The organism is Acidiphilium sp. 20-67-58 (assembly GCF_002255515.1).
Lineage (GTDB): Bacteria > Pseudomonadota > Alphaproteobacteria > Acetobacterales > Acetobacteraceae > Acidiphilium.
In genome coordinates this window covers 36,139-60,624 of the sequence record NZ_NCAS01000005.1, presented here as the reverse complement: position 1 = coordinate 60,624, position 24,486 = coordinate 36,139, and the positions used below count along the sequence as shown (strand labels likewise).

32 protein-coding genes and 1 tRNA gene are annotated in these 24,486 nt (G+C 68.8%); 16 read left to right on the top strand and 17 right to left on the bottom strand.

The window, feature by feature from the left end; genetic code table 11:
* Window positions 1-55 precede the first annotated feature (55 nt).
* Genes B7Z76_RS03280 through B7Z76_RS03270 form a run of 3 tightly spaced genes read left to right on the top strand, consistent with a single transcriptional unit; the run spans window position 56 to window position 3,185 of the window.
* Window positions 56-1,336: an acyl-CoA dehydrogenase family protein gene (locus B7Z76_RS03280; protein ID WP_174503911.1), complete on the top strand. Its 1,281-nt coding sequence runs from the start codon at window positions 56-58 to the stop codon at window positions 1,334-1,336.
* A complete protein-coding gene (locus B7Z76_RS03275) occupies window positions 1,336-2,310 on the top strand; it encodes an NADPH:quinone oxidoreductase family protein (protein WP_291342119.1) in 975 nt (324 codons plus the stop codon). The genes B7Z76_RS03280 and B7Z76_RS03275 overlap by 1 nt, the downstream gene beginning before the upstream one ends.
* Window positions 2,307-3,185 (top strand): SDR family oxidoreductase, encoded by an 879-nt coding sequence (locus B7Z76_RS03270; RefSeq protein ID WP_291342117.1) that lies wholly within the window; start codon window positions 2,307-2,309, stop codon window positions 3,183-3,185. Before B7Z76_RS03275 ends, B7Z76_RS03270 begins: the two co-directional genes overlap by 4 nt.
* A 74-nt stretch (window positions 3,186-3,259) precedes the next feature.
* Here the strand turns inward: B7Z76_RS03270 and thiL are convergent, their stop codons facing one another.
* From thiL to rpiB, 9 genes are read right to left on the bottom strand one after another with little or no spacing between them, the layout of a single operon-like run.
* Window positions 3,260-4,228 (bottom strand): thiamine-phosphate kinase, encoded by a 969-nt coding sequence (gene thiL / locus B7Z76_RS03265; RefSeq protein ID WP_291342115.1) that lies wholly within the window; start codon window positions 4,226-4,228, stop codon window positions 3,260-3,262.
* Between the two features lies 1 nt (window position 4,229).
* Window positions 4,230-4,727: a transcription antitermination factor NusB gene (nusB, locus tag B7Z76_RS03260; protein WP_174503907.1), complete on the bottom strand. Its 498-nt coding sequence runs from the start codon at window positions 4,725-4,727 to the stop codon at window positions 4,230-4,232.
* Window positions 4,724-5,206: a 6,7-dimethyl-8-ribityllumazine synthase gene (gene ribH / locus B7Z76_RS03255; protein ID WP_174503906.1), complete on the bottom strand. Its 483-nt coding sequence runs from the start codon at window positions 5,204-5,206 to the stop codon at window positions 4,724-4,726. The genes nusB and ribH overlap by 4 nt, the downstream gene beginning before the upstream one ends.
* Window positions 5,203-6,330: a 3,4-dihydroxy-2-butanone-4-phosphate synthase gene (gene ribB, locus B7Z76_RS03250; protein ID WP_174503905.1), complete on the bottom strand. Its 1,128-nt coding sequence runs from the start codon at window positions 6,328-6,330 to the stop codon at window positions 5,203-5,205. The genes ribH and ribB overlap by 4 nt, the downstream gene beginning before the upstream one ends.
* Window positions 6,330-6,944, bottom strand: coding sequence for a riboflavin synthase (locus B7Z76_RS03245; RefSeq protein ID WP_174503904.1), 615 nt, complete (start codon window positions 6,942-6,944; stop codon window positions 6,330-6,332). Before B7Z76_RS03245 ends, ribB begins: the two co-directional genes overlap by 1 nt.
* Window positions 6,945-6,947: 3 nt before the next feature.
* Window positions 6,948-8,039: a bifunctional diaminohydroxyphosphoribosylaminopyrimidine deaminase/5-amino-6-(5-phosphoribosylamino)uracil reductase RibD gene (ribD, locus tag B7Z76_RS03240; RefSeq protein ID WP_291342113.1), complete on the bottom strand. Its 1,092-nt coding sequence runs from the start codon at window positions 8,037-8,039 to the stop codon at window positions 6,948-6,950.
* Between the two features lie 2 nt (window positions 8,040-8,041).
* Complete coding sequence (nrdR, locus tag B7Z76_RS03235) at window positions 8,042-8,497, bottom strand: transcriptional regulator NrdR (protein ID WP_174503902.1); 456 nt, start codon at window positions 8,495-8,497, stop codon at window positions 8,042-8,044.
* Between the two features lie 7 nt (window positions 8,498-8,504).
* The gene (glyA, locus tag B7Z76_RS03230; protein WP_174503901.1) at window positions 8,505-9,803 is read right to left on the bottom strand and encodes a serine hydroxymethyltransferase; all 1,299 of its coding nucleotides are present in this window, start codon (window positions 9,801-9,803) and stop codon (window positions 8,505-8,507) included.
* Complete coding sequence (gene rpiB / locus B7Z76_RS03225) at window positions 9,800-10,252, bottom strand: ribose 5-phosphate isomerase B (protein WP_174503900.1); 453 nt, start codon at window positions 10,250-10,252, stop codon at window positions 9,800-9,802. The genes glyA and rpiB overlap by 4 nt, the downstream gene beginning before the upstream one ends.
* A gap of 130 nt (window positions 10,253-10,382) precedes the next feature.
* Between rpiB and B7Z76_RS03220 the strand changes: the two genes are divergently transcribed.
* The 5 genes from B7Z76_RS03220 (at window position 10,383) to B7Z76_RS03200 (ending at window position 12,793) form a co-directional block, all read left to right on the top strand.
* Window positions 10,383-10,459, top strand: a tRNA-Arg gene (locus tag B7Z76_RS03220).
* Between the two features lie 39 nt (window positions 10,460-10,498).
* Window positions 10,499-10,684, top strand: a complete 186-nt coding sequence (locus B7Z76_RS03215) for a Trm112 family protein (RefSeq protein ID WP_174503899.1) — start codon at window positions 10,499-10,501, stop codon at window positions 10,682-10,684.
* The gene (locus B7Z76_RS03210; RefSeq protein ID WP_174503898.1) at window positions 10,681-11,043 is read left to right on the top strand and encodes a gamma-butyrobetaine hydroxylase-like domain-containing protein; all 363 of its coding nucleotides are present in this window, start codon (window positions 10,681-10,683) and stop codon (window positions 11,041-11,043) included. Before B7Z76_RS03215 ends, B7Z76_RS03210 begins: the two co-directional genes overlap by 4 nt.
* A 146-nt stretch (window positions 11,044-11,189) precedes the next feature.
* A complete protein-coding gene (locus B7Z76_RS03205; RefSeq protein WP_291342110.1) occupies window positions 11,190-12,125 on the top strand; it encodes a tetratricopeptide repeat protein in 936 nt (311 codons plus the stop codon).
* A gap of 14 nt (window positions 12,126-12,139) precedes the next feature.
* Window positions 12,140-12,793, top strand: a complete 654-nt coding sequence (locus tag B7Z76_RS03200) for an LON peptidase substrate-binding domain-containing protein (RefSeq protein WP_291342108.1) — start codon at window positions 12,140-12,142, stop codon at window positions 12,791-12,793.
* A gap of 55 nt (window positions 12,794-12,848) precedes the next feature.
* On the opposite strand, the gene B7Z76_RS03195 is transcribed toward B7Z76_RS03200, so the two are convergent.
* The 6 genes from B7Z76_RS03195 to B7Z76_RS03170 are packed head-to-tail and all read right to left on the bottom strand — an operon-like array spanning window position 12,849 to window position 16,203.
* Window positions 12,849-13,916, bottom strand: coding sequence for a flagellar biosynthesis protein FlhB (locus B7Z76_RS03195; RefSeq protein WP_174503895.1), 1,068 nt, complete (start codon window positions 13,914-13,916; stop codon window positions 12,849-12,851).
* A gap of 41 nt (window positions 13,917-13,957) precedes the next feature.
* Window positions 13,958-14,737: a flagellar biosynthetic protein FliR gene (locus tag B7Z76_RS03190; RefSeq protein ID WP_174503894.1), complete on the bottom strand. Its 780-nt coding sequence runs from the start codon at window positions 14,735-14,737 to the stop codon at window positions 13,958-13,960.
* A gap of 2 nt (window positions 14,738-14,739) precedes the next feature.
* Window positions 14,740-15,048, bottom strand: a complete 309-nt coding sequence (locus B7Z76_RS03185) for a flagellar biosynthetic protein FliQ (RefSeq protein WP_236656381.1) — start codon at window positions 15,046-15,048, stop codon at window positions 14,740-14,742.
* Between the two features lie 52 nt (window positions 15,049-15,100).
* Window positions 15,101-15,403, bottom strand: coding sequence for a flagellar hook-basal body complex protein FliE (locus tag B7Z76_RS03180; RefSeq protein ID WP_174503893.1), 303 nt, complete (start codon window positions 15,401-15,403; stop codon window positions 15,101-15,103).
* On the bottom strand, window positions 15,403-15,807 hold the full coding sequence (flgC, locus tag B7Z76_RS03175; RefSeq protein WP_174503892.1) for a flagellar basal body rod protein FlgC: 405 nt from the start codon (window positions 15,805-15,807) through the stop codon (window positions 15,403-15,405). The genes B7Z76_RS03180 and flgC overlap by 1 nt, the downstream gene beginning before the upstream one ends.
* A gap of 15 nt (window positions 15,808-15,822) precedes the next feature.
* Window positions 15,823-16,203: a flagellar basal body protein gene (locus tag B7Z76_RS03170; protein WP_174503891.1), complete on the bottom strand. Its 381-nt coding sequence runs from the start codon at window positions 16,201-16,203 to the stop codon at window positions 15,823-15,825.
* Window positions 16,204-16,415: 212 nt separating this feature from the next.
* On the opposite strand from B7Z76_RS03170, the gene B7Z76_RS03165 reads away from it, so the two are divergent.
* On the top strand, window positions 16,416-16,700 hold the full coding sequence (locus tag B7Z76_RS03165; protein ID WP_174503890.1) for a hypothetical protein: 285 nt from the start codon (window positions 16,416-16,418) through the stop codon (window positions 16,698-16,700).
* A complete protein-coding gene (gene fliP / locus B7Z76_RS03160) occupies window positions 16,700-17,461 on the top strand; it encodes a flagellar type III secretion system pore protein FliP (protein ID WP_174504875.1) in 762 nt (253 codons plus the stop codon). The genes B7Z76_RS03165 and fliP overlap by 1 nt, the downstream gene beginning before the upstream one ends.
* Before the next feature lie 53 nt (window positions 17,462-17,514).
* Here the strand turns inward: fliP and B7Z76_RS03155 are convergent, their stop codons facing one another.
* Together B7Z76_RS03155 and B7Z76_RS03150 are read right to left on the bottom strand one after the other, a co-directional pair.
* A complete protein-coding gene (locus B7Z76_RS03155; RefSeq protein WP_236656380.1) occupies window positions 17,515-18,849 on the bottom strand; it encodes a HAMP domain-containing sensor histidine kinase in 1,335 nt (444 codons plus the stop codon).
* A gap of 68 nt (window positions 18,850-18,917) precedes the next feature.
* Complete coding sequence (locus tag B7Z76_RS03150) at window positions 18,918-19,844, bottom strand: patatin-like phospholipase family protein (RefSeq protein ID WP_174504873.1); 927 nt, start codon at window positions 19,842-19,844, stop codon at window positions 18,918-18,920.
* Between the two features lie 219 nt (window positions 19,845-20,063).
* On the opposite strand from B7Z76_RS03150, the gene rpmH reads away from it, so the two are divergent.
* From rpmH to argB, 6 genes are all read left to right on the top strand, one after another.
* Window positions 20,064-20,198: a 50S ribosomal protein L34 gene (gene rpmH / locus B7Z76_RS03145; RefSeq protein ID WP_076454639.1), complete on the top strand. Its 135-nt coding sequence runs from the start codon at window positions 20,064-20,066 to the stop codon at window positions 20,196-20,198.
* Window positions 20,199-20,265: 67 nt separating this feature from the next.
* Window positions 20,266-20,634 carry a ribonuclease P protein component gene (gene rnpA / locus B7Z76_RS03140; RefSeq protein ID WP_174503889.1) on the top strand — a complete coding sequence of 123 codons (369 nt, stop codon included), beginning with the start codon at window positions 20,266-20,268 and terminating at the stop codon, window positions 20,632-20,634.
* Entirely contained in the window at window positions 20,631-20,885 is a 255-nt protein-coding gene (gene yidD / locus B7Z76_RS03135) for a membrane protein insertion efficiency factor YidD (RefSeq protein WP_174503888.1), read from the top strand. Before rnpA ends, yidD begins: the two co-directional genes overlap by 4 nt.
* A complete protein-coding gene (gene yidC / locus B7Z76_RS03130; RefSeq protein WP_291342101.1) occupies window positions 20,878-22,695 on the top strand; it encodes a membrane protein insertase YidC in 1,818 nt (605 codons plus the stop codon). Before yidD ends, yidC begins: the two co-directional genes overlap by 8 nt.
* 10 nt (window positions 22,696-22,705) lie before the next feature.
* Window positions 22,706-23,407, top strand: a complete 702-nt coding sequence (yihA, locus tag B7Z76_RS03125) for a ribosome biogenesis GTP-binding protein YihA/YsxC (RefSeq protein ID WP_291342099.1) — start codon at window positions 22,706-22,708, stop codon at window positions 23,405-23,407.
* Between the two features lie 141 nt (window positions 23,408-23,548).
* Window positions 23,549-24,448, top strand: a complete 900-nt coding sequence (gene argB / locus B7Z76_RS03120) for an acetylglutamate kinase (RefSeq protein ID WP_291342097.1) — start codon at window positions 23,549-23,551, stop codon at window positions 24,446-24,448.
* Window positions 24,449-24,486: the final 38 nt, after the last annotated feature.

The window sequence follows — 24,486 nt, the reverse complement described above, 5'->3', positions numbered from 1 at the left end:
ACAGTTGGGTCAAATCGATCGTCCAGCAGAATCAGACCACGAGGAAAATGCCACCATGGAGTTCCGTTATTCCGCCAAGACCGAGGCTCTGCGCCAGCGCGTTGCCGACTTCATGGCCGAGCACATCTACCCCAACGAACAGGCGCTGTTCCACACCGCCCACACCCAGGCCGACCAGTGGAAGCCGCTGGAACTGCTGCAGCAGATCAAGCAGAAGGCCAAGGCGGCGGGGCTGTGGAACCTGTTCCTCCCCGAATCCGAGCACGGCGCCGGGCTGACCAACGTCGAATACGCGCCGCTCGCCGAAATCATGGGCCGCTCGCCCTTCGGCCCGGAAGCCTTCAACTGCTCCGCCCCCGATACCGGCAACATGGAAGTGCTGACCCGCTACGGCACACCCGATCAGCGAGAGACCTGGCTGAAGCCGCTGCTCGCCGGCGAGATCCGCTCCGCCTTCGCGATGACCGAGCCGCGCGTCGCCTCGTCGGATGCGAAGAACATCGAAACCTCGATCCGCCGCGAGGGCGACGAATACGTCATCGACGGCCATAAATGGTGGACCTCCGGCGCGCCTGACCCGCGCTGCCGCATCCTGATCGTGATGGGCCAGTCCGATCCGGAAAACCCCGACCCCTACAAGCGCCAGTCGATGATCCTGGTGCCCTTCCCGCATCCGGGTGTCACGATGAAGCGCGCCCTGCCGGTGTTCGGCGATGTCGATGCGCCGCACGGCCATGCCGAGATGATCTTCGACAAGGTGCGGGTGCCCGCCACCAACATGCTGCTCGGCGAGGGCCGCGGCTTCGAGATCGCGCAAGGCCGCCTCGGGCCGGGACGCATCCATCACTGCATGCGCTCGATCGGTGCCGCCGAGCGCGCGCTGGAGCGCATGGTCCGCCGCCTCGAAAGCCGCAACGCCTTCGGCAAGCCGGTCATCGAGCAGAGCGTCTGGCGCGAGCGCATCGCCGAAAGCCGCATCATGATCGACCAGGCCCGCCTGCTCACCCTCAAGGCCGCGCAGATGATGGACACGGTGGGCAACAAGGAAGCCCGCGCCGAGATCGCGATGATCAAGGTCGTCGCCCCCAACGTCGCCTGCAAGGTGATCGACTGGGCGATCCAGGCCTTCGGCGGCGGCGGCGTCGCCGACACCTGGCTCTCCTCGGCCTATGCGCACCAGCGCACGCTGCGCCTCGCCGACGGACCGGACGAAGTGCATCGCGACCAGCTCGCCCGGCTCGAACACCGCCGCTACCGCAACACCGACCCCGCGCGCACTGGCGGCTACCCGAACGTGCTGATCGCGGACGGGCTGTCGGAACCGGGCCAGGCCTGATGCGCGCGATCCGCTGCGAGGCGTGGGGCGGGCCGGAGACGCTTCTCCTGCGCGACCTGCCCGATCCCGTCCCGCAGGCGGGCGAGGTGCTGATCCGGGTGCATGCCGCCGGGGTGAATTTCCCCGACGTGCTGATCATCCAGAAGAAGTACCAGGTGCAGCCCGAACTGCCCTTCACCCCCGGCGCCGAAATCGCCGGGGAGATCGAGGCGGTCGGCGAGGGCGTCACCGGCTACAAGCCGGGCGACCGTGTCCTCGCCCTCTGCTCGACCGGCGGATTTGCGGAAAAGATCGCGCTCGACGCGCATCGCTGCGTGCCCGTGCCTGACAATGTCTCCTTCGAGGTCGCCGCCGGGCTGCTGCTCGCCTTCGGCACCTCGCACCACGCCGTGGTCGATCGCGGGGAGATCAAGCCGGGCGAGACGATCCTCGTGCTCGGTGCCGCCGGCGGCGTCGGCCTCGCCGCGGTCGACATCGCCAAGGCCAAGGGTGCGAGGGTGATCGCCGCCGCCTCGTCCGAGGCAAAGCTCGAACTCTGCCGCGCCCACGGCGCCGACGCCACGATCAACTACGCCACCGAAGACCTCCGCGCCGCGATCCGCGAGCATACCGGCGGCAAGGGGCCGGACGTCATCTTCGACCCCGTCGGCGGCAGCCTCGCCGAGCCCGCCTTCCGCTCGATCGCCTGGCGCGGCCGCTATCTGGTGATCGGCTTCGCCGAGGGCACCATCCCGTCCCTGCCGCTCAACCTGCCGCTGCTCAAGGGCGCGTCGCTGGTCGGCGTGTTCTGGGGCGAGTTCGCTCGCCGCGAACCCGGGAACCAGATCCGGATGATGGAAGACCTGTTCGCCATGCTGGCGCGCGGCGAGATCCGCCCGCTGGTGTCGAAAACCTACACGCTGGAGGAGACGGCCGACGCCCTGCGCGACATGGCGGCGCGCCGCGTCACCGGAAAGATCGTGATCCTGCCATGAAAGAGTTCAACAACCGGGTTGCCGTCATCACCGGCGCGGGCAGCGGCTTCGGCCGCGAATTCGCCCGCATCGCCGCCTCCCGCTTCATGCGCCTCGCGCTGGCCGACATCCAGGCCGACGCGCTGGAGGCCACCGAAGCCGAACTGCGCGCCGCCGGCGCCGAGGTGCTCACCGAACGCCTCGATGTCAGCGACGCCGAAGCGATGGAACGGTTCGCCGATACCGTCTTCGCGCGCTACGGCAACGCCCATTTGTTGTTCAACAATGCCGGCGTCGGCGGCGGCGGGCTGCTCTGGGAGCACTCGGTGCGCGACTGGCAATGGGTGCTCGGCGTCAATCTCTGGGGCGTGATCCACGGCGTGCGCTGCTTCGTCCCCCGCATGATCGCGAATGGCGAGGAAGGCCACATCGTCAACACCGCCTCGGTCGCCGGGCTGGTCTCCGCCCAGACGATGGGCGTCTACAACGTCTCCAAGCACGGCGTCGTCGCATTGTCGGAAACCCTGTTCCAGGACCTGCGGATCGCCGGCGCCAAACTCGGCGTCACCGTGCTCTGCCCCGCCTTCGTCGATACCGGCATCAAGGACGCGTCGCGCAACCGCCCGGCCGAACTCGCCAACGACGCCCCGCCGACCGCGAGCCAGCAACTCGCCCATGAACAGACCCGCAAGGCCGTGACCTCGGGCCGCCTCGGCGCCGCCGATGTCGCCGCCCGCACCTTCGACTGCATCGAGGAGAACCGCTTCTACTGCCTGACCCACCCGAAAATCCTCGGCACGGTCGAATTGCGGATGCAGGACATCCTCGAGCAGCGCAACCCGAGCGATCCCTTCTCCCTGAAGCGCGACGTCGCCTTCAAGGCCCCGCCGGCCTGACCTTGAGCACTACACCCGACCCATCTGATCGGATGATGCTCTAGCATACTGACAAACCGAGCATCTTTATCCGATCAGATGGAGCCATCTGATCGGATGATGCTCTGGAAATGCTGCCAGCCTTCCCGCCCGAGCGGGACCGGCCTTCCGTCCTCGTCCACCACAACCACCTCCGGCTTCCCCGCCACGAACCGGCCGATCCGCGTCAGCCGCACGTCCGCACAGGCCGCCTCCAGCGCCGCCTGAAGCCCGGCCGGGGCGGCGATCAGCAATTCGTAATCATCCCCCCCGGTCAGGATCGTCGCCCGCCAGCCCGGCCCCGCCGCCCGCGCCGCGTCCGACAGCGGCACCAGCCCCGCCTCGATCACCGCGCCACAGCCCGACGCCCTGCACACATGGCCGAGATCCTGCACCAGCCCGTCCGAGACATCGATCGCGGCGGTCGCGATCCGGGCCAGCGCCAGGCCGGTGCGCGGCGTGGGCAGCAGCCGGCGGGCCCGCAACCCCCCCGTCGGATCGCCGATCTCGCCGCGCGCCGCCTGCAGCCCGAGCACCGCATCGCCGATCGTGCCGGTGACGAAAATCGCCTCGCCCGGCCGCGCGCCGCCGCGCCGCAGCGCGGTTCCGGGTTCGAGACTGCCAATCATGGTGATCGCCGTCGTCACCGGGCCGGGGGTGGAGGAACTGTCGCCGCCCCAGAGCGGGGCGCCGAACGCCGCCTGGTCGGCGGCGAGCCCGGCGGCGAACCCGGCGAGCCAGGCCTCCGGCGTGTCCGCCCGCAATGCCGTGGCGAGCAGATAGCCCTCCGGCCGCGCCCCCATCGCGGCGAGGTCGGAGAGGTTGCGGCGCATCAGCTTGCGGGCGACGAGATCGGGCGGATCGTCGGGCAGGAAATGCACGCCCTCGATCATCTGGTCGACCGTCAGCACGGCCTGCCGCCCGGCGGGCGGCGTCCACACTGCCGCGTCGTCCGCAAGGCCCAGCCCCTCGGCCGCGGCGAGCGGCGCGAAATACCGGGCGATGCGGTCGAACTCGCCGCTCACCTCACGCCCGCGCCTCGCCGGCGAACTCGCCCTCCCGCAGCGTGCGGGCAATCCGGTCGAGCACGGCATTGCCCATCTGCACCGCCTCGCCTTCGAGAAACCCGTGCGCCACGTCGAGATACTCGTTGATGACGACGCGCGCCGGCGGCCCATCGGTCATCCACAGCTCCGCACCGGCGGCGCGCAGCAGCGCCCGCAGCACCGGGTCGAGCCGCTGCATCGGCCAGGCCTCCGGCAGCACGCCGGCAATCAGCGGATCGACCATGTCCTGCTGCGCCGTCGCGGTGCGGACGATGCGCGAGAACAGCGGCACGTCCGGCGGCGCCACCTCGCTCTCCTCGGCGCCGAGCAGCCCGGCCATCCGCCCGAAGCGGTGGCGGACGAACTGGTCGATCACCGTCTCCGCCGTCTCGCCGGCATGCTCGCACTGATAGAGCGCCTGCACCGCGGCGGCCCGTGCCAGGGTGCGCGGCCGCGCGCTTTTCCCGGCCGGCTTCATGCCAGGCCCATCCGCCGCGCGAGCGCGATCTGCTTCAGGCAGGCCGAGGCCGCCTCCGCCCCCTTGTTCGACCCCGTCTCGGCCGAGCGCGCCGCCGCCTGCGCGAGCGTATCGACGGTGAGCAGCGCCGTCCCGAGCGGTGCCGCATGGTCGACCGCCACCTGCATCAGCCCGTTCATCGCCGAATCGCAGATGAACTGGTAATGATCGGTCTCCCCGCGCACGACGCAGCCAAGCGCCACGAACCCGTCGAACCGCACCCGCCCGCGCAGTGCTATGGCCAGCGCCTGCGGCAGCTCGAACGCCCCGGCGACGTCCACCGTCTCGACCGTCGCATTGACGCGGCCGAGCAGCATCATCGCCGCCTCGGTCATCCCGTCGACGATTTTGCGATAATAAGGAGCGCGGATCAGCAGGATTCGCGGCGCCGGGCCCGGCAGATCGGGCACCTCGGCTTCGGGGGCATCGGCGGTGCTCATGATCTTGCGGGCTCCTCAATCGGCAGTTGTTCGACGATGTTCAGCCCATACCCCTCAAGCCCGACCACGGCGCGCTTGTGGTTGGACAGCAGGACCATGTCGCGCACGCCGAGATCGGCGAGGATCTGCGCGCCCACGCCATAGTCGCGCAGCACTGCCCCGGTGCGCGCCCCGCCGACGATCTGCTGCAACCGCAACGACACCGCATCCGGCCGCGCCTCGCGGATCAGCACGACGACCCCCCGGCCGGACTGCGCGATCTGCGCCATCGCCCGCCGGAGATCGCGGATATGGTCGCCGCCCAGGATGTCATCGATGGTGCTGACCGCGTGCATCCGCACCAGCACCGGCTCGTCGGCGGCGATATCGCCCTTGACGAGGGCCACATGCTCGACCCGGTCGATCGTGTTCTCATAGACCACGCTGCGCCATTGCTGCCCGGCGCCATCGGTGATCAGCCCGTCGCCCGCGCGCCGCACCAGCTTCTCCATCCGCCGCCGATAGGCGATCAGGTCGGCGATCGTGCCGAGCTTGAGATTGTGATACTGCGCGAAGGAGACGAGGTCCGGCAGCCGCGCCATCGTCCCGTCATCGTTCATGATCTCGCAGATCACCCCGGCCGGCGTCAGCCCGGCGAGCCGCGCGATATCCACCGCCGCCTCGGTATGCCCGGTGCGCACCAGCGTGCCGCCGTCGCGCGCCATCAGCGGGAAGATGTGCCCCGGCGTGACGATATCCGCCGCCCCGCATTCCGGGTTGATCGCGACCGCGACGGTCCGCGCCCGGTCGGCGGCGGAAATCCCCGTCGTCACCCCCTCGCGCGCCTCGATCGAGACGGTGAAGGCGGTCTCGTGCCGCGACCCGTTGGACTGCGCCATGAGCTTGAGCCCCAGCGTCTCGCACCGCGCCCGCGTCAGCGCGAGGCAGATCAGCCCCCGCGCGTGCCGGGCCATGAAATTCACCGCATCCGGTGTGGCGAACTGCGCCGGGATCACGAGGTCGCCCTCGTTCTCGCGGTCCTCGTCATCCACCAGGATGAACATGCGCCCCGCCCGCGCCTCCTCGATGATCTCCTCGGCCGAGGCGAGATATTCCTGCAACGACGCGCTCTTCAGATGGTCCATCAGCCTGCCTCCGCCAGCCGCGCCACGTAGCGCGCCAGCATGTCGATTTCGATATTCACCGCATCGCCCACCGCCAGGGTGGCGAAGCTGGTATGCGTTTCCGTGTGCGGGATGATGTTCACCCCGAATTCCGCCCCGTCAACCTCGTTGACCGTGAGCGACACGCCATTGACCGCAACGCTGCCCTTCGGCGCGATGAAGCGGGCGAGGTCGCGCGGCACCCGGAAGCGCCACCTTGTCGAGCCGCCCTCCGGTTGCGTCGAGACCACCTCGCCCAGCCCGTCGACATGGCCGGAGACGACATGCCCGCCAAGCTCGTCGCCCATCCGCAGCGCCCGTTCGAGATTGACCGCCGTCCCCGCCCGCCAGGTGCCGAGCGTCGTCTTCGACAGCGTCTCCCCCGAAACCTCGACGGCGAACCAGTCCGCCCCCCGCTCGATCACGGTCAGGCAGCAGCCCGAACACGCGATCGACGCGCCGAGCGCCACCTCGCCGATCCCCGCCCAGGCGGGGTTATCCGCCGGCACGCCGATCACGAGCCGCGTGTCCGTCGCGGCCCCGCCCGGCCGCAGCTCGCGCACCGCGCCGACCCCGGTGATGATCCCGGTGAACATCGCTCAGTCCCTCCGATAGCGCGCGCGGCGGTCGCCGCCGCAATCCGTTTCGCCCACGCGCGCGAACCGCGCCGCCGCCGCCGGCGTCTCGATGCCGTACCCCGCCACCGCGCCAAGCCCGTCATCGCCGATCACGATCGGTGCGGTGAACCATTCCAGCCGGTCCACCAGATCGGCGCGGATCAGCGCGGCCGCAAGAGTGCCGCCGCCCTCGGCCAGCACCCGGGTCAACCCCGCCCCCCCCAGCGCGGCGAGGGCCGCCCCGAGATCGACGCCGACCGTCGCCGCCGGCACCTCGAACAGCCGCACACCCAGCGCCAGCAGCGCCGCCCGCCGCGCCGGATCGGCACCGTCGCGATGCACGATCCACAGCGGATCGCGCGCCGCCCCGCGCACCAGCCGGCCATCGAGCGGGATCCGCAGATGCGAATCCACGATCACCCGCACCAGCGGGGTCGTCCGAAATCCCTCGATCCGGCAGGTCAGTTCGGGGTCGTCGGCGAGCACCGTTCCCACCCCGACCATCACCGCGTCATGCATCCCCCGCAGCGCGTGGCCAAACTGGCGCGCCGCCGCCCCGGTGATCCACTGGCTCGCCCCGGTCCGGGTGGCGATCTGCCCGTCGAGCGAGGTCGCGAGCTTGAGCGTCACCAGCGGCCGCCCGGCGCGCACGCGCAGGATGAAGCCTGCATTGATCTCCGCCGCCTCCGCCGCCCCGACACCCTCGACCACCTCGATCCCCGCGGCGCGCAGCCGCGCGATCCCCGCCCCATCGGTCCGCGGATCGGGATCGGCCATGGCGATGACGACGCGCGCGATCCCCGCCGCGATCAGCGCATCCGCGCAAGGCGGGGTCCGGCCATGATGGGCGCAGGGTTCGAGCGTGACACAGGCGGTCGCCCCCCGCGCCGCGTCCCCGGCCATGGCGAGCGCCTCGGTTTCCGCGTGCGGCCGCCCGCCCGGCGCCGTACGGCCGCGCCCGACCACCGATCCGTCGCGCAGGATGACGCAGCCGACGCTCGGGTTCGGCGCCGTCTCGCCCAGGCCGCGCCGGGCCAGCGCGAGGGCGGAGCGCATCGGGGCCAGATCGTCCATGCCTATTTCGGCTGGTCCATCGTGCCAAGGAACGCCTTGAAATCCTTGGTCTCGCGGAAATCGCGATAGACCGAGGCGAAGCGCACATACGCCACCGCGTCGACCTCCTTCAGCGTGTCCATCACCAGCTCGCCGATCTCGCTCGAGGGAATTTCCGCCTCGCCCGAGGCTTCGAGCTTGCGGACGATGCCATTGACGATCCGCTCGATCCGCTCGTCATCCACCGGCCGCTTGCGCAGCGCGGTGCGGATCGAGCGGGCGAGCTTGTCGCGGTCGAAGCCGACCCGCCGCTGGTCCGCCTTGATCACCACCAGCTCGCGCAGCTGCACCCGCTCGACGGTGGTGAAGCGCTGGCTGCATTGCGGGCAGAAGCGCCGGCGGCGGATGGCGGTGCCATCTTCCGCCGGCCGGCTGTCCTTCACCTGGGTGTCGGCTTCACCGCAGAACGGGCAGCGCACCGCGCATTCACCGGTAGATCGGGAACCGGGCGCAGAGATCCAGCACCTTGGCGCCGACCGCCGCCTCGACCGCATCGTTCGTGCCATCGTTGGAGGCCGAAAGCCCGTCCAGCACCTCGACGATGAACCGGCCGACCATGCGGAACTCCTCGGTTCCGAACCCGCGCGTCGTCGCCGCCGGCGTGCCGAGGCGAATGCCCGAGGTCACCGCCGGCTTGGCCGGGTCGAACGGGATCGCGTTCTTGTTGGCGGTCATGTGCGCCCGCTCCAGCGTCGCCTCGGCCGCCTTGCCCGTCACGTTCTTCGGCCGCAGGTCGACCAGCACGAGATGGCAGTCGGTGCCGCCGGTGACGATGTCGAGCCCACCCTCGACCAGCGTTTCCGACAGCACCCGCGCATTCTCCGCCAGCGCCTTCTGATAGGCGCGGAATTCCGGGCGCAGCGCCTCGCCGAACGCCACCGCCTTCGCCGCGATGACATGCATCAGCGGCCCGCCCTGCAAGCCGGGGAACACCGCCGAATTCAGCTTCTTGCCCAGCTCCGAGTCGTTCGACAGGATCATGCCGCCGCGCGGCCCGCGCAGGGTCTTGTGCGTCGTCGTGGTCACCACGTGCGCGTGCGGCACCGGCGAGGGGAAGATCCCCGCGGCGACCAGCCCGGCGAAATGCGCCATGTCGACCAGGAAATACGCGCCCACCTCGTCCGCCACCTTGCGGATGCGGGCGAAATCGATGAACCGCGGATAGGCCGAACCGCCGGCGATGATCAGCTTCGGCCGGTGCTCGCGGGCCAGACGCTCCAGCTCCTCGTAGTCGAGCGTGCCATCCTCGCGCTTGACGCCGTACTGCACGGCGTTGAACCACTTGCCCGACAGGTTCGGCGCCGCGCCATGGGTCAGATGCCCGCCGGCGGCGAGGCTCATGCCGAGGATCGTGTCGCCCGCGTTCAGCAGCGCGAGGAACACCGCCTGGTTCGCCTGCGCGCCCGAATGCGGCTGGACATTGGCATAGGTGCAGCCGAACAGCTGCTTCGCCCGCTCGATCGCCAGCTCCTCGGCAACGTCCACCGCAGAGCAGCCGCCATAATAGCGCTTGCCCGGATAGCCCTCGGCGTATTTGTTGGTCAGCACCGATCCCTGCGCTTCGAGCACCGCGCGGGAGACGATGTTTTCGGAGGCGATCAGCTCGATGCCGTCCTGCTGGCGGGCAAGCTCGCGCCCGATCGCGGCGGCGAGATCGGGATCGGTCTCGGCCAGCGAGGTGTTGAAGAAGCGCGAGATGTTCGCAATCGGGCTCTGCTCGTTCATGCTTTCGGCTCCGGATTGAGTTTGGCGACCCTGTTCTGGTGACGGCCGCCTTCGAACTCGGTGGTCAGAAACGCGTCGAGGGCTTCGAGCGCGACCACTTCGCCGGTCAGCCGCGCGCCCAGGGCAAGGATATTGGCATCGTTGTGCTGGCGCGAAAGGCGCGCCTCCGTCGCGGTGTGGGCCTGGGCGCAGCGCACGCCTGCATGCCGGTTCGCCGCGATCGCCATCCCGATCCCCGACCCGCAGACGAGCAGCCCGAACCGGGCCGCCCCGGCCTCGACACGCGCGCTCACCGCATGGGCAATGTCGGGATAATCGACGCTCGCCGGCGAATTGGTGCCGCAATCGACCACGTCCCACCCCGCCTTGCGCGCGGCGTCCGCCAGCCGGTCCTTCAGCTCGAAGCCGGCATGATCGGCGCCGACCACCAATGTCCTTGTCTCGCTCATTGCGGCGGCTTAGCACGCCCCGCCCCGCCGCGAAACCGGATTTCCGCCCCGCCGCCATGTCATGCGGCGCGCACAACCGTCCCATGGGGTTGCGGGATCGCCGCCGATCCGCTAATGCGCCTCCCACGGCGGACCCGTAGCTCAACTGGATAGAGCACCAGACTACGAATCTGGGGGTTAGGAGTTCGAGTCTCTTCGGGTCCGCCATCTCCCGCCCCTTCAGGTCCATATCCAGGGGATGCCCTCATGGCCGACACCGCGCCGATCGACCCTCGCCTTCTCGAAGTGCTGGTCTGCCCGCTGACCAAGGGCAAGCTGATCTACGACCGCGAGGCCGCCGAGCTGATCAGCCCCACCGCCGGCCTCGCCTTTCCGGTCCGCGACGGCATCCCGATCATGCTGGTCGACGAAGCCCGCCAGATCGAGCCATGACCGCGCCCGAACCCACCGAGCTGCGCCTGCGCCGCGCCGAGCGGATCCTCGAGATCAGCTTCGCCGATGGCGCGCATTTCGCGCTCGATGCCGAATATCTCCGCGTCGAGAGCCCGAGCGCCGAGGTTCAGGGCCACAGCCCGGCCGAGCGCCAGCTCGTCGCCGGCAAGCAGGGCGTCGGCATCGCCAAGCTGGAGCCGAACGGCAACTACGCCGTGCGGATCACCTTCGATGACGGCCATTCCACCGGCATCTATTCGTGGGACTACCTGCACCGGCTCGGCCGCGAGCACGCCCAGCGCTGGGCCGCCTATCTCAAGGCGCTCGACGCCGCCGGCCTGAGCCGCGCCGCGCCGTAACCCAAGGTCGTACAGCTCGGGTCAGACCCGCCGCGCGCGCCATTCCGCGCCGCTTCCGCGACCGGCTCGACCCATCCATGCGTCCGACTGGCTTGCACCCGCGCCGTTGTCTATCATCTATGAAGACATAGAAACGGATCATGACCATGGACCATCTGACAGACTCCGACGCGCAGCGCCCCATTGGCGCCGACGCCCAGATCATCGAAGGCAGCCAGGCCAGCTTCATGGCCGATGTCGTCGAAGCATCGCGCAAGGTGCCGGTGCTGGTCGATTTCTGGGCAACCTGGTGCGGCCCCTGCAAGACCCTGACGCCGACGCTCGAAAAAGTGGTGCGCGCCTATGGCGGGCGCATCCGCCTGGTCAAGATCGACATCGACGAGAACCGCGCCCTCGTCCAGCAACTCGCCAGCCTCGGCCTGCCGCTGCAATCGGTCCCCACCGTCGCCGCCTTCTGGCAGGGGCAGATCGCCGACCTGTTCCAGGGCGCGCTGCCGGAAAGCGAGGTGCGCCGCTTCGTCGACGCCCTGCTCAAGCTCGCCGGCTCCTCCGCCCCCTCGGCGGACCTGATCGCCCAGGCCCGCGCGGCCATGGAGCAAAACCGGGCCGAGGAGGCCGCGGCGCTCTTCGGCGCCGCCCTCGATGAGGATGAAAACCGCCCCGAGGCCTGGGCCGGCCTGGTTCGCGCCCTGATCGCCCTCGGCGCGGACGACCGTGCTGCTGCCATCCTCGCCGAAATCCCGCCAGCCCTCGCCGATCACGCCGAAATCGCCGCGGCGAAAACGGCGCTGTCGGTGGCGCAGGAGGGCCGCGCCGCAGCCCGGCAACTGGCCGAGCTGCAACAGAAGCTCGCTTCGAACGAAAACGATCACGCGGCCCGCCTCGCGCTCGCGGTCGCGCTGAACGCGACCGGCAACCGCACCGAGGCCGCCGAGGCCCTGCTCGACATCATGCGCCGCCAGCGTGGCTGGAACGACGATGCCGCGCGGCTGCAACTCCTCAAGTTCTTCGACGCCTGGGGTGTGGACGACGCCGACACGATGGCCGCCCGGCGGAAGCTTTCCGCACTGTTGTTCAGTTGAGTTCGCTGTTCGGCATGTCAGGCGCACACGCGCGGCTGGAAGGGGTCCCGGAGGTCTTTCCGGTGTTTCCCCTCACCGGCGCCGTGCTGTTTCCCGGCGGGCGGCTGCCGCTCAACATCTTCGAGCCGCGCTACCTCGCGATGGTGGACGACGCGATGGGCGCCGGCCGCCTGTTCGGCATGATCCAGCCCCTGCCGGATGTGCCGCGCACCGACAGCGGCCCGGCCCTCCACCGCATCGGCTGCCTCGGCCGGATCACCGCCTTCAGCGAGACCGAGGACGGCCGCTACCTCATCACCCTCACCGGGCTGATGCGCTTCGAGGTCGTCGAGGAAGCCGAGATGCGCCGCGGCTACCGGCGCGTCCAGGGCGACGTCTCGGCCTTCCGCGACGATGTCGATCCCCTCTCCGGCAACCCAGTAGGAGACGAGGCGCCGGTCACCCGCGCCATGCTGGTCGAGGCGCTGCGCCACTATTTCGAGGCAACCGGCATCGATGCGAACTGGGACGCGATCGAGGAGATTTCCGACGAGGCCCTGATCGTGACGCTCTGCATGGCCTGCCCCTTCAGCCCGGCGGAAAAGCAGGCGCTGCTGGAAGCAAAAACCGATTCCGCCCGGGCGGAAGCCCTGCTGGCCATCCTCGAGATCAACGCCCGCCGCGGCTGATCCCGCTCCCGTCGGCCACCGCCTACGGCCCGACACGCGCCAGGTCCCGAGGCGCTCAGATACGCTGCGTCTGCTTCTCCGCGAGGCGCCAGATATAGGCGATGATCTCGGCGACCGTCCGGTAATGCTCGGGCAGAATTTCGGATTCCAGCTCCTGCTGGAACAGCGCGCGCGCGAGAGGCGGGTTCGGCACGATCGGAATCCGCGCGTCGCGCGCAAGATCGCGGATGCGCGCGGCCTGCTCGTCCACCCCCTTGGCGACGATCTTCGGCGCCTCGGCCTGCCCCGGCTGATATTCGAGGGCGACGGCATAATGCGTCGGATTGGTGACGACCACGGCCGCCCGCGCCATCGCCGCCTGCAGGCTCCGCTTGGCCAGCGCGTTCTGCGCCGCCTTGATCCGCGCCTTGATGCGCGGATCGCCCTCCATCTCCTTTTGCTCGTCCTTGATTTCCTGTTGCGTCATCTTCACCGAATCGGCAAAGCGCCGCCGCGTGAGGACGAAATCGATCCCGCCGGCAATCGCCTGGATGACGACGACAGCCCCGAGCATCGCCACGATCGAGCCGAAAATCGCCCTGACCAGGGTCATGTCCGAGCCGACCAGCAGCGTCTCGATCCCGCGCAGCCGATCGACCATGACGATGTAGAGCGCAACGCCGATCGCGACGAGCTTGAGGATGGTCTGCGCCGAGAACCCGAGGCTCTGGGCGCCGAACATCCGGGTCAGCCCGGTCATCGGGTTCAGCCGCGCGAAGCTCAGCCCGAGTGCCGAGGTGTTCAGCCGCAGTCCGGTCTGAAACAGCGTGACGATCGCCGCCGCCAGCACCATCGTCGCGGCGAGCGGCAGCACGATGCCCGCCGCCGCCATCGCCACATCCGATGTCGCCCGCCCGAGCGAAGCGCCGGCATCCATCGTCGCGGCACGGGTGAACAGCGAGGCGAGAACCGTCACCAGATGATCGGCCGAGTCTGGCAGCCGGCTGCTGGTGAAGGCGAACGCCACCACGAGGCCCGCGAGGGAAGCCACCTCGCGCGACGTTCCCTGGCCATGACCGTCGAGCGCCTTTGACAGCCGGATCGGCGTGGCGGCTTCGGTTTTACTTTCCTTGTCTTCATCCATCGCCGGATGACCTCACGCGCCACCGCCCCCGGCCGGCGCGCCTACCAGCTCGCATAGGCCTGCAGCATCGGCAGCGTCGCGTCATGCCAGACCGAGATCATCGGCGAGGCGAGAAAGGCAAGCAGCGCCGTGCCGCCGAGCAGTTGCAGCGGTGCTGCGATGAAGAAGATCTGGATATTCGGCGCCGCCTTCGACATCAGGCCGAGCCCCGCCTGCCAGACAATGCCGATGAAGAGAAACGGCGCCGCGAGATGCAGCGCGGTGACGAATTCCGCCGAAACCGCCTTCACCGCGAATTCCAGCAGCACGCCGGCCGACGGCAGGTGCGCATCGCCGATCCCGGCCGGCAGCGGCAGGGTGCGGAACGAACGGACGATCGCCAGCACCGGCAGCAGGAACAGACCGCTGGCAAAGACGAGCGCGGGCAGCAGCAATCCCATCGCGTTGGCGACGAGCGTGCTGTTCGGCCCGATCGTCGAATTCGGCAGCAGCACGCTCGACAGGCCGATCTGGTAGGAAATGATCTGCCCGGCGACGGGCAAGCTCAGCAGGATCACGCCGGTCAGCCAGCCGAGCGACAGGCCGATGACGACCTCCCGCAGGATCTCGACCGCGAAGACGAGAATCGACGCCGGCAGATGCGGCATCGCGCCGCCGATCAGCGGAACGATGATCGCGGTCAGCGCCACCGACAGCCCGATGCGCAACTGCGCCGGCGCGAAGCCGGCACCCATGAACGGCACCGCCATCACCAGGCTCGAAATCCGCATCAGCGCCAGCAGCGGGCCATAAATCAGGTCGGCGAGGTCATGCGGAAACATCGCTAGCCCACGTGGATCATGGCGCTGAAGATCTGGTGGGCGAACGCCGCAAGCGTGCTGAACAGGAACCCGCCCATGATCATCAGCGTGCCGACCACGGCGGCGATCTTCGGCAGGAACGAAATCGTCGCCTCGTTGATCTGGGTCACCGCCTGCAACAGCGAGATGACGACGCCCGAAACCAGCGAGGCCAGCAAAGGCGGCGCCGAGAGTTTCGCCGCGACCACCAGCGCCGCGTGCAGCGTGGTGATCACCGCCGGATCGGTCATGCCCTGCACGGGCACCTCCGGCGTGCCGCGCGACACAGGCACGGCCCGGCATCGGGGGCGGGCCGGCGCGCGCGCTGGTGCGATGCCTGCATGGTCAGATGGGCATGTTCATGATCGACTGATACGCCGTGATCAGCCGGTCGCGGATCGCGACGGTGGTCTGCAGCGCGACCTGCGCCTGCGCCACCGAGGCGACGACATGGGTGAGATCGCCATTGCCCAGCAGCCCCGCATTTGCCGCCTGTTCGGTCGAGGCGCTTTGATGGACGGCGCTGGTCACGACATTGGAGACAAAATCGCCGAAGCTCGGCCCGGCCGACGAGGACGGCCCGGCAACGCGCCCATAGGCCGAAAGGGCGCTGGAGGGGCTGACCAGCCCGCTGATGGTGCCCGACATCAGATCAGGCCCAGGGTGCGGGTCATCATGCCGCGCGTCGCGTTCATCACCGAGAGATTGGCGTCATACGACCGCTGCGCCTGCTGCATGTCCATGAGCTCCACGAGACTGTTGACGTTGGGCATCTTGACGTAGCCCTGCGCGTTCGCCGCGGGGTTGGACGGATCGTATTTCATCGGGAACGGCGCCTTGTCCCGGCTGATCGCGGCAACCTGGACGACGTTGGTCCCGGCTGCCTGGCTATAGACGTCCTGAAACGCGATCGTCTTGCGCTGATACGGGTTGCCGCCAGGGGTGGAGCTGGTGCTGTCGGCGTTCGCGAGGTTCTGCGCGATCACCTGCAGGCGGGAATTCTGCGCGGAGAGAGCCGCCGCCGAAATGTCCAGCGTGGTACCGAATTTCATGCTGATATTCCCCGATTACGGGTTGGGGCCAAGTGCAGTCGCGAACATTCCAAGGTAGGTCTTGTAGATGTTCACTGCATATTGCTGGTTGATCTGGTTTCCGGCGATCGCCGCAAGCTGGCTTTCGAGCGAGACGCCGTTGCCGTCCGGCGATTTCGCCGCAACCGTCGAGACCCTGGTGGAAAAGGACTGGCTGGACGATGGCGCGATGTCATTGGCGCTGGTCGTGACCATCGCCAGGTTACCGCTCCCGTTCAGCACGTTCGAAAAGGCAACCGGCGCCTTCGGCACATAGCCTGGCGTATCGGTATTGGCGATATTGCCCGCCAGAACGGATTGCGACTGTGCCAGATACATCAGCCGGTCGGCCGCAAGGCCGAGTAGATTCAAGGTCATTTTGCCCTCCGAAACCCGAACGGAAAAATGCCAGCCAAAGCTTAACGAACAGTCAAGGAAACGCGCCGGTAATTTTTTTATTTCCCGGACGCAAAGATCCTAAAATCAATATTAAATTAACTTTTTTACCGTCATGTCACCGCCAAGACCGCATCCCCTCCCAATTCGGCGAGGCGACGAACCGGTCGATCGGATCCGGAGACCTTCATGCGATGAGCATGGCACAAATCGGCAGCGTGGTCATGGCGCTCGGGGCGGTTCTGCTCCTGATCGCGATTGCCGCCTTCTTCCTGCGCAAGCTGCGCTCCGGCCCGGCGCTCGCCGGCCTCGCTGCGTCCTGGGGCATGCCGGGCCAGACCCTGTCCTGCCGTGTGGGCCGCGGCACGACCCTCTCGATCGTCACCCTCGGCGGGCATCGCTTCGCGGTACTGAACGGCCCGAGGACCGACCAGTTCCAGCTCATCCCCTCCTCCGAGCCCGGCAGCCCCGCGCCATGATGCAGCGCCTCCTCCGCCTCGCCCTGCTGTCGCTGGCCGGAGTCGGCCTCGCGCTGCTGGTCTTCCCGCATGTCGCAAGCGCGCAATCGGTCGATTTCCATCTCGGCTCCGGCAGCGCGCCCGAAACCGCGAAGCTCGTGCAGCTCATCCTGCTCATCGGGATCCTCTCGCTCGCGCCGAGCCTGCTGGTGATGCTGACCGCCTTCACGCGGATTATCATCGTCCTGAGCCTGCTGCGCACCGCGCTCGGCACGCAAACCACACCGCCGACCTCGGTGCTGATCGGCCTCGCCCTCTTCCTGACCTATTTCGTGATGGCGCCGGTCTTCGCCCAATCCTGGCATGTCGGCCTCCTGCCAATGACACAGGGCGATGTCGGCACGATCGAGGGGCTGAAACTGGCAGCCGCGCCGTTCCACACCTTCCTGGCCGACAATGCCCGCCCGGCCGACATCCGGGTCTTCCTCTCCCTCGCCCATGTGAAACCCCCGGCGAACATGCAGGACGTGCCCTGGCGCGTGCTGATCCCCGGCTTCGTCGTCGGCGAGCTGCGCCGCGGCTTCGAGATGGGCTTCATGATCTTCCTGCCCTTCATGGTCATCGACATCGTGATCTCATCGATCCTGATGAGCCTCGGCATGATGATGCTGCCGCCCACCGCGGTTTCCATGCCGTTCAAGATCATCTTCTTCGTGCTGGTGAATGGCTGGCAACTCGTCGCCGGCAGCCTGGTGCGCAGCTTCCCGCCCGTCCATTTCTAGAGCATCATCCGAGCAGATAGAGTCATCTGACCGGGTGAGCCGACGCGCCGCGATCAGGCCGGCTCGAGCGGGATCGCGAGACGGAACAGGGTGCCCAGGTCGCTGGTCGCCACCAGCGACAGCTCGCCGCCATGCGCGCGGACCAGATCGCGCGCGATGGCCAGTCCAAGCCCGGTCCCGCCGCTGCGGGCGGAGCCGGTAAACGGGCGGAACAGATTGGCCCGCGCCCGCTCCGGCAGGCCCGGCCCGTCATCGCCGATCTCGATCAGCAACTGCCCGGCCTCGATGCGGCCGACGACGACGACCCGCGCGGCCCCCGCCTCGGCGGCATTGCGCATGAGGTTGAGCAGCGCGCGCTGGATCTGCGTGCGGTCGAGCATCGGCGCGATATCCTCCGGCACGTCGATCTCGATCGCGAGCCCCTCGTGCAGCAGGCGCGTCTGCCCCGCCACCTCGCCCACCAGCGCCGCGAGCGGACATGCCGCCCGCAGCAGCGGCGGCGGCCCCTCGCGGGCGAAGCCGAGCGTATGGGTGACGAGGTCCGTCGCCCGCTCGACCGCATCGACCAGCGTCGCCGCCCCGCTGCGGATCGCGGGATCGGCGCTGCCCGAAAGCCGGTCGGCGACGAGCAGCGCGGTCGAGAGAATGTTTCGCAGATCGTGGCTGATCTTCGCCACCGCCGTGCCCAGCGCCGCCAGCCGCGCATTGCGCCACAGCGCCGCGCGCAGCTCGGTCTGCATCGTCGCGAGCTCACGCGCGGCGATGGCGATTTCATCGCCCCTGAGCGGTTCGCCCGCGGCCACGGCCAGCGGCATCGCATGCTCCGGGTCCTCGCGGAAACGGGCGATGCTCTCGGTCAGGCGCCGCATCGGCAGCACCAGGATCCGGTTGAGCACCAGATAGACCATCAGCCCCGTCAGCAGCGCGATCGCCACCGACAGCGCCGCGATATGCTCGACATAGCGCCACAGATGCGCCGCGAGAACCGGATTGTGCACCACGATCTGCACGATCACCCCGTGCTGCAGCGGGCTCGGCGCGGTCACCAGCACGTCGCGCGGCGCGAGGCCGAACTGCACCTCGATCGCCCGGACCACCGAGCCGAACAGCGTTTCATGCGCGAGGTTGATCGCCCCTTCCGCGTGAACGGTGCCGCGCGGCGGCAGGACCAGGATGCTGCGTCCCCCCTGCGCCAGGCGGATCGCCTCGGTGCCCGAAAGCCGCAGCAACTCGTTGCGGGTCGACAGGTCGACAACCCCGTGCGGCGCCGCCGACACCGTCAGCGCCGCCAGATGCGCCTCGGTCACCCGGTTCACCAGCCACGCGCTGCGCTCCCGCCCGAGGCTGGGCAGCAGGATCATCACCTCGGTCAGCAGCGTGACGATCACGGTCAGCCAGAGCAGCCTCGCCGACAGGCTATGGCCGATCCAGCGCCCGAAGACGTTGCGCAGCGCGCTCAGGCGGCCTCCGCGCGGAAGGCGGCGCGCCCGGCCTCGAACAGCCGGTCGAGAAAGGCGCGGTCGGCATAGGCGCGGGATTCGGGCGAAAGCCCGGCCAGCGCCCGGTCGGCGGGATATTCGACGAAGTCGAGATCCGCCGGCAGCAGCGCGCACTCCGCGTCGATCGCGGTCTGGAACGCCAGCTCCTGCACCCGGTTGAGAATATCCGCCGGCTGGCTCGGCACCCCCGCCCGCAACCGGCTCTGCGCGCGGATCAGCACGAGCCGCTCCGGCGCCAGCTCCAGCAGCGGCCCGAGCGGCGGATTGCCCGAATAGGCCCCGTCCCAATACGCCACACCGTCGATCAGCACCGGCGGGAACAGCGTCGGCAGGCAGGACGAAGCCAGCAGCGCGTCCACGGTGACGTCGTCATTGGTGAAAATCCTGGGCCGGCCGGATTCCACCGCGGTCGCGGCGATGAACAGGCGCGGCGCCGCCGGCGCGCGCAGCGCCTCGCGGTCGAGCAGGTCGGCGAGGATCGGGCGCAGCGGGTTCTGCCCCAGCGGGTTGACCGATGCCTGGCCGAACAGGCTGAGGACCGTGGCGATCCCCTGCATCGCGAGATTGCTGCCGAATTCGCGGCCGGCCTCGAAGCCGGGCAGCCAGCGGTCGAGATGCGAGGTCAGCGGTGCGAGCATGTTGGTGGCGACCACGCGGTCCCAGAACTGCGCCATCGCGGCGCGCGCGCCGTCCGCCCCGCCGCGGACGAGGCCCTGCACCGCCATCGTGCCGAGGATCGCCCCGGACGAGACGCCGCAGACGGCATCGAACGTCTCGCCCGTTGCCAGCAGCGCGTCGAGCACGCCCCAGGCATAGGCCCCGTGCGACCCGCCCCCTTGCAGGGCGAGCGCGGTTCGGCAAACACTTCGGGCCGGGATTTTCATCGCCTCAATCTGCACGGTCGGAGCAGGGTTGGGCAAGCGGGCGACGATCTTTATCCCCGGCTGCTGCCGGCTTTGTTGACGCCGCCCCCCACAATGCCTAAAGAAAGCCCCCAGCAGGAAGCCGCTCCCGACGGATTGCGGCATTCTATCTGTTTCCTGAATTCCAACCGGCGTTTGCCTTCGGCAATCGCCTCTACGGCAATCATCGGAGTTGAGACCGTGAAGCGCACCTACCAACCCTCCAAGCTCGTCCGCAAGCGTCGTCATGGCTTCCGCTCGCGGATGGAAACCGTCGGCGGCCGCAAGGTCCTGGCGAATCGCCGCGCCAAGGGTCGGAAGCGCCTTTCCGCCTGATTTTTCCTCGCGTCCGCCCGGCGCCGCGCGCCTGCCTGCGCGGCCGGGCCGGGAACTGGTCACGATCATGCGCGCCGCGCCCCTCCACTCCCTGCCTCAGCGTGCCGATTTCCTGCGCGCTGCGAGCCATGGGCGAAAGATGGCGCGCGCCGGTTTTGTCGTGCAAATCCTGCGTACCACGCCCGGCGCTCCCATCCGCCTCGGCCTGACCGCGAGCCGCAAGGTCGGCAACGCGGTGATCCGCAACCGCGCCCGGCGCCGGCTGCGAGCCCTCGCGTGCGAGGAATTGCTGGCCCGCAAGCTGAGCGGTGCCGATATCGTGCTGATCGCCCGCAAGGGCACCGCCGAGATCGATTTCGCCACGCTGAGGGCCGATTTCCGCGCGGTGCTGGACACGGCCTTCCCCCCGCTCACCGCCCCGGCCGCAGCACCGTGACTCCGGCGACGAAACTGCTGCGTGGCGGCGTGCGCGCCTACCAGCTCACCCTGTCCTCGGTGCTGGGCGGACAGTGCCGCTTCTATCCTTCCTGCAGCGCCTATGCGATGGAAGCCCTCGCGGTTCACGGCGCGATGCGCGGCTCCGCCCTCGCCGCGCGGCGCATCCTGCGCTGCCATCCCTGGAACCCGGGCGGGATCGACCCCGTGCCGCCGCCCCCTCACCACGACGAGATGAAACAGAATGGATAACCGACGGCTTCTCTACGCGATTTCGATCTCTCTGGTGATCCTCGTGCTGTTCCAGGTCATCGCGAGCTACGTGCTGCCGCCGCCGAAAAAGGCCCCGCCCCACGCGGTCGCCCACACCGCCCAGACGCAGACGGCCCAGACGGCCCAGACCCAGACTGGACCCGGCGTGCCGGCGCCGCAGCAAGCCGCCCCGGCCGCAACCCCCGGCGGGACGGCGACCGCGGCGACCGCCTCCGGCCCGCGCCTTGCGATCTCGACCCCGCTGCTCAAGGGCTCGATGAGCCTTGTCGGCGCCCGGCTCGATGATCTGGTGCTGACCCATTATCACGAAACGGTGCAGAAAACCTCGCCGCTGGTGCGCCTGCTCGCCCGCGCCGGCAGTGCGAAATCCTATTACGTGCAGTTCGGCTGGGATGCCGCCCCCGGCAGCAGCCTCAAGGTGCCCGGCCCGCAGACGGTCTGGACAAGCTCCGGCGGCGATCTCTCGCCCAGCCACCCGGTCACCCTCTCCTGGGATAACGGCGCGGGCGTCACCTTCGAGCTTCTCCTCGCGGTCGACCGCCAATACATGTTCACCGTCCAGCAGCGCGCCATCAACCACTCCGGCGCCGCGGTCGAGGTCTATCCCTGGTCGCGCATCCGCCGCGACTTCCTGCCGCAGGAGCCCGGCTCCTTCACCCTGCACAAGGGCCCGATCGGCGTGTTCCACGGCACGCTGCACGAGATGGGCTATGAGGGGGTGAAATCCGGCGGCAAGCACCCGAATGCCGGCGAGGCGCCCGGCACCGCCTACCAGACCACCAATCTCGGCGGCTGGGCCGGCATCACCGGCAAATACTGGCTGACCGCGCTGGTCCCGAGCCAGGGCCGCGAGTCGATCGGCGCCTATCGCTACCTCGCAACCCCGGGCAAGACCGATCACGGCGCCTATCAGGTCGACTACATGACCGCCAAGCCGCTCGACGCCGCCCCCGGCGCCACCGCCTCGGCGACGACGCATGTCTTCGCCGGCGCCAAGGTGCTCAGCATCCTCAGCCACTACCAAACGCAATATCGCATCCCCCTGTTCGAGCGGGCGATCGATTTCGGCTGGTTCTTCTTCCTCACCAAGCCGATCTTCATCGCGCTCGACTATCTCGCCGGCGTGTTCGGCAACATGGGTGTGGCGATCATCGTCTTCACCATCGGGCTGAAGCTGGTGCTGTTCCCGCTGGTCCGCACCTCCTACCGCTCGATGGCGCGGATGCGCGCGATCACGCCGAAGGTCCAGGCGCTGCGCGAGCGCTACAAGGACGACCAGATGCAGCAGCAGAAGGAGATCATGGCGCTCTACAAGGCCGAGGGCGTCAACCCCGCCGCCGGCTGCCTGCCGATGCTGCCGCAGATCCCGATCTTCTTCTCGCTCTACAAGGTCATCTTCATCTCGATCGGCATGCGCCACGCGCCCTTCGCGCTCTGGATCCACGATCTCTCGGCCGAAGACCCGACCAACATCTTCAACCTGTTCGGCCTGATCCCGTTCCACCCGAGCACGCTCTCGCCCTTCCTGCATCTCGGCATCCTGCCGATCATCATGGGCATCACCATGTGGGGCCAGCAGAAGCTGAACCCGCCGCCGCCGGACCCGACCCAGGCGAAGATGATGCAGTTCATGCCGGTGATCTTCACCTTCATGCTCGGCCGCTTCGCCGCCGGCCTCGTGCTGTATTACTGCGTGAACAACACGCTCACGATCATCCAGCAATGGACGATCATGCGCAGCACCAACGCCGCCCCCCGCGCCGCCGCCAACGCCAACGCCAAGGGCTGAGCGCGCGCGCATGGACGAACCCCAAACCCCCGAGGCGAGCGAAACCCCCGAGGCGAGCCAGGCGACCGACGCAACCGACCCGACCGACGCGATCGACGCGGTCGAGGAAGGACGGAAGCTCTTCGCCCGCGGGGCGCGGTTCTTCCACGCCGCGCAGACCGCCGAGAGGCTTCCCGAGCCGGAAGGCATCGAGATCGCCCTCGCCGGCCGCTCGAATGTCGGCAAGTCGACGCTGATCAACGCGATCACCGGCCAGCTCGCCCTCGCCCGCGTCGCCCAGGCGCCCGGCCGCACGCGCCAGCTCAACTTCTTCCGCGTCGGCGAGGGTCCGCTGACCATCGTCGACATGCCCGGCTATGGCTACGCCGCCGCCCCCAAGACGGTGAAGCGGGACTGGCAGGGCCTGATGTTCCGCTATCTGCGCGGCCGGCCCAATCTGCGCCGCGTCCTGCTGCTGATGGATGCGCGGATCGAGGACAAGCCGGCCGACCACGCGGTGATGGAACTGCTCGACCAGGCGGCCGTCTCCTTCCAGGTCGTGCTGACCAAGGCCGACAAGATGAAGCCCGAGGCGCTCGCCGCCAAGCGCGCCGCCATCGAGGCGATCGCCCGGCGTCACCCCGCGGCGCTGAACGAGGTGTTCGTCACCTCCGGCGAAACCGGCGCCGGCATTGCCGAGCTGCGCGCGGTGATCCACGGCCTGCTGGCTTGACCGCCCGCGCCCGCCTTCATAGAGCATCATCCGATCCGAAAGGATCGGAAAGCGCCCTGGAGCGCAGCATCCGGCCAGCTCGCTCGATCTGACCGGACGACGCTCTGGACCGCCGGAACAGCAAGGGAAGATCCTGCCGTCATGACGATTTCCGACCGCCACGCCGACGCCGCCGAACAGGCCCGCATCGTTGCCCTGGCTCTGCCCTATCTGCGCCGCTATGCCGGGGCGACGATCGTGGTGAAATATGGCGGCCACGCGATGGGCGAGGACTCGCTCGCCGAGGAATTCGGGCGCGATATCGCCCTGCTCAAGCAGGTCGGCATCAACCCCGTGGTGGTGCATGGCGGCGGGCCGCAGATCAACGCCATGCTCAAGCGGCTGGCGATCCAGTCCACCTTCGTCGATGGCCTGCGCGTCACCGACGCGGCGATGGTCGAGGTGGTCGAGATGGTTCTCGCCGGCACGGTGAACAAGATGGTCGCCGGGCTGATCAACCGGGCCGGCGCGCTGGCCGTCGGCATCTGCGGCAAGGATGGCGGGCTGATCCGTGCGCGCAAGCTGACCCGGACGACGCGCGACCCCGAGGGCGCGATCGAGCGCGCGCTCGATCTCGGCTTCGTCGGCGAGCCGGAACATGTCGATGTCCGGGTGATCCACGCGCTCACCGGCGCGGGGCTCATCCCCGTCGTCGCCCCCGTCGGCGTCGGCGAGGACGGTGCGACCTACAACATCAACGCCGATACGGTCGCGGGCGCCATCGCCGGCGCGCTCGGCGCCAACCGCCTGCTGATGCTGACCGATGTCGCCGGCGTGCTCGACCGCAACGGCACGCTGATCCCCGACCTGTCGATCTCCGAAATCGAGGCCCTGCGCGCCGACGGCACGATTTCCGGCGGCATGATCCCCAAGGTCGAAACCTGCATCGACGCCGTCCGCCATGGCGTGAAGGGCGCCACCATCGTCGATGGCCGCGTCCCCCATGCCTGCCTGCTCGAATTGTTCACCGAAGGCGGCATCGGCACGCTGATCCACGCCTGAGCGCTGCCGGCCGCGTCCTGCCGGGCCGGGTGCTGCCG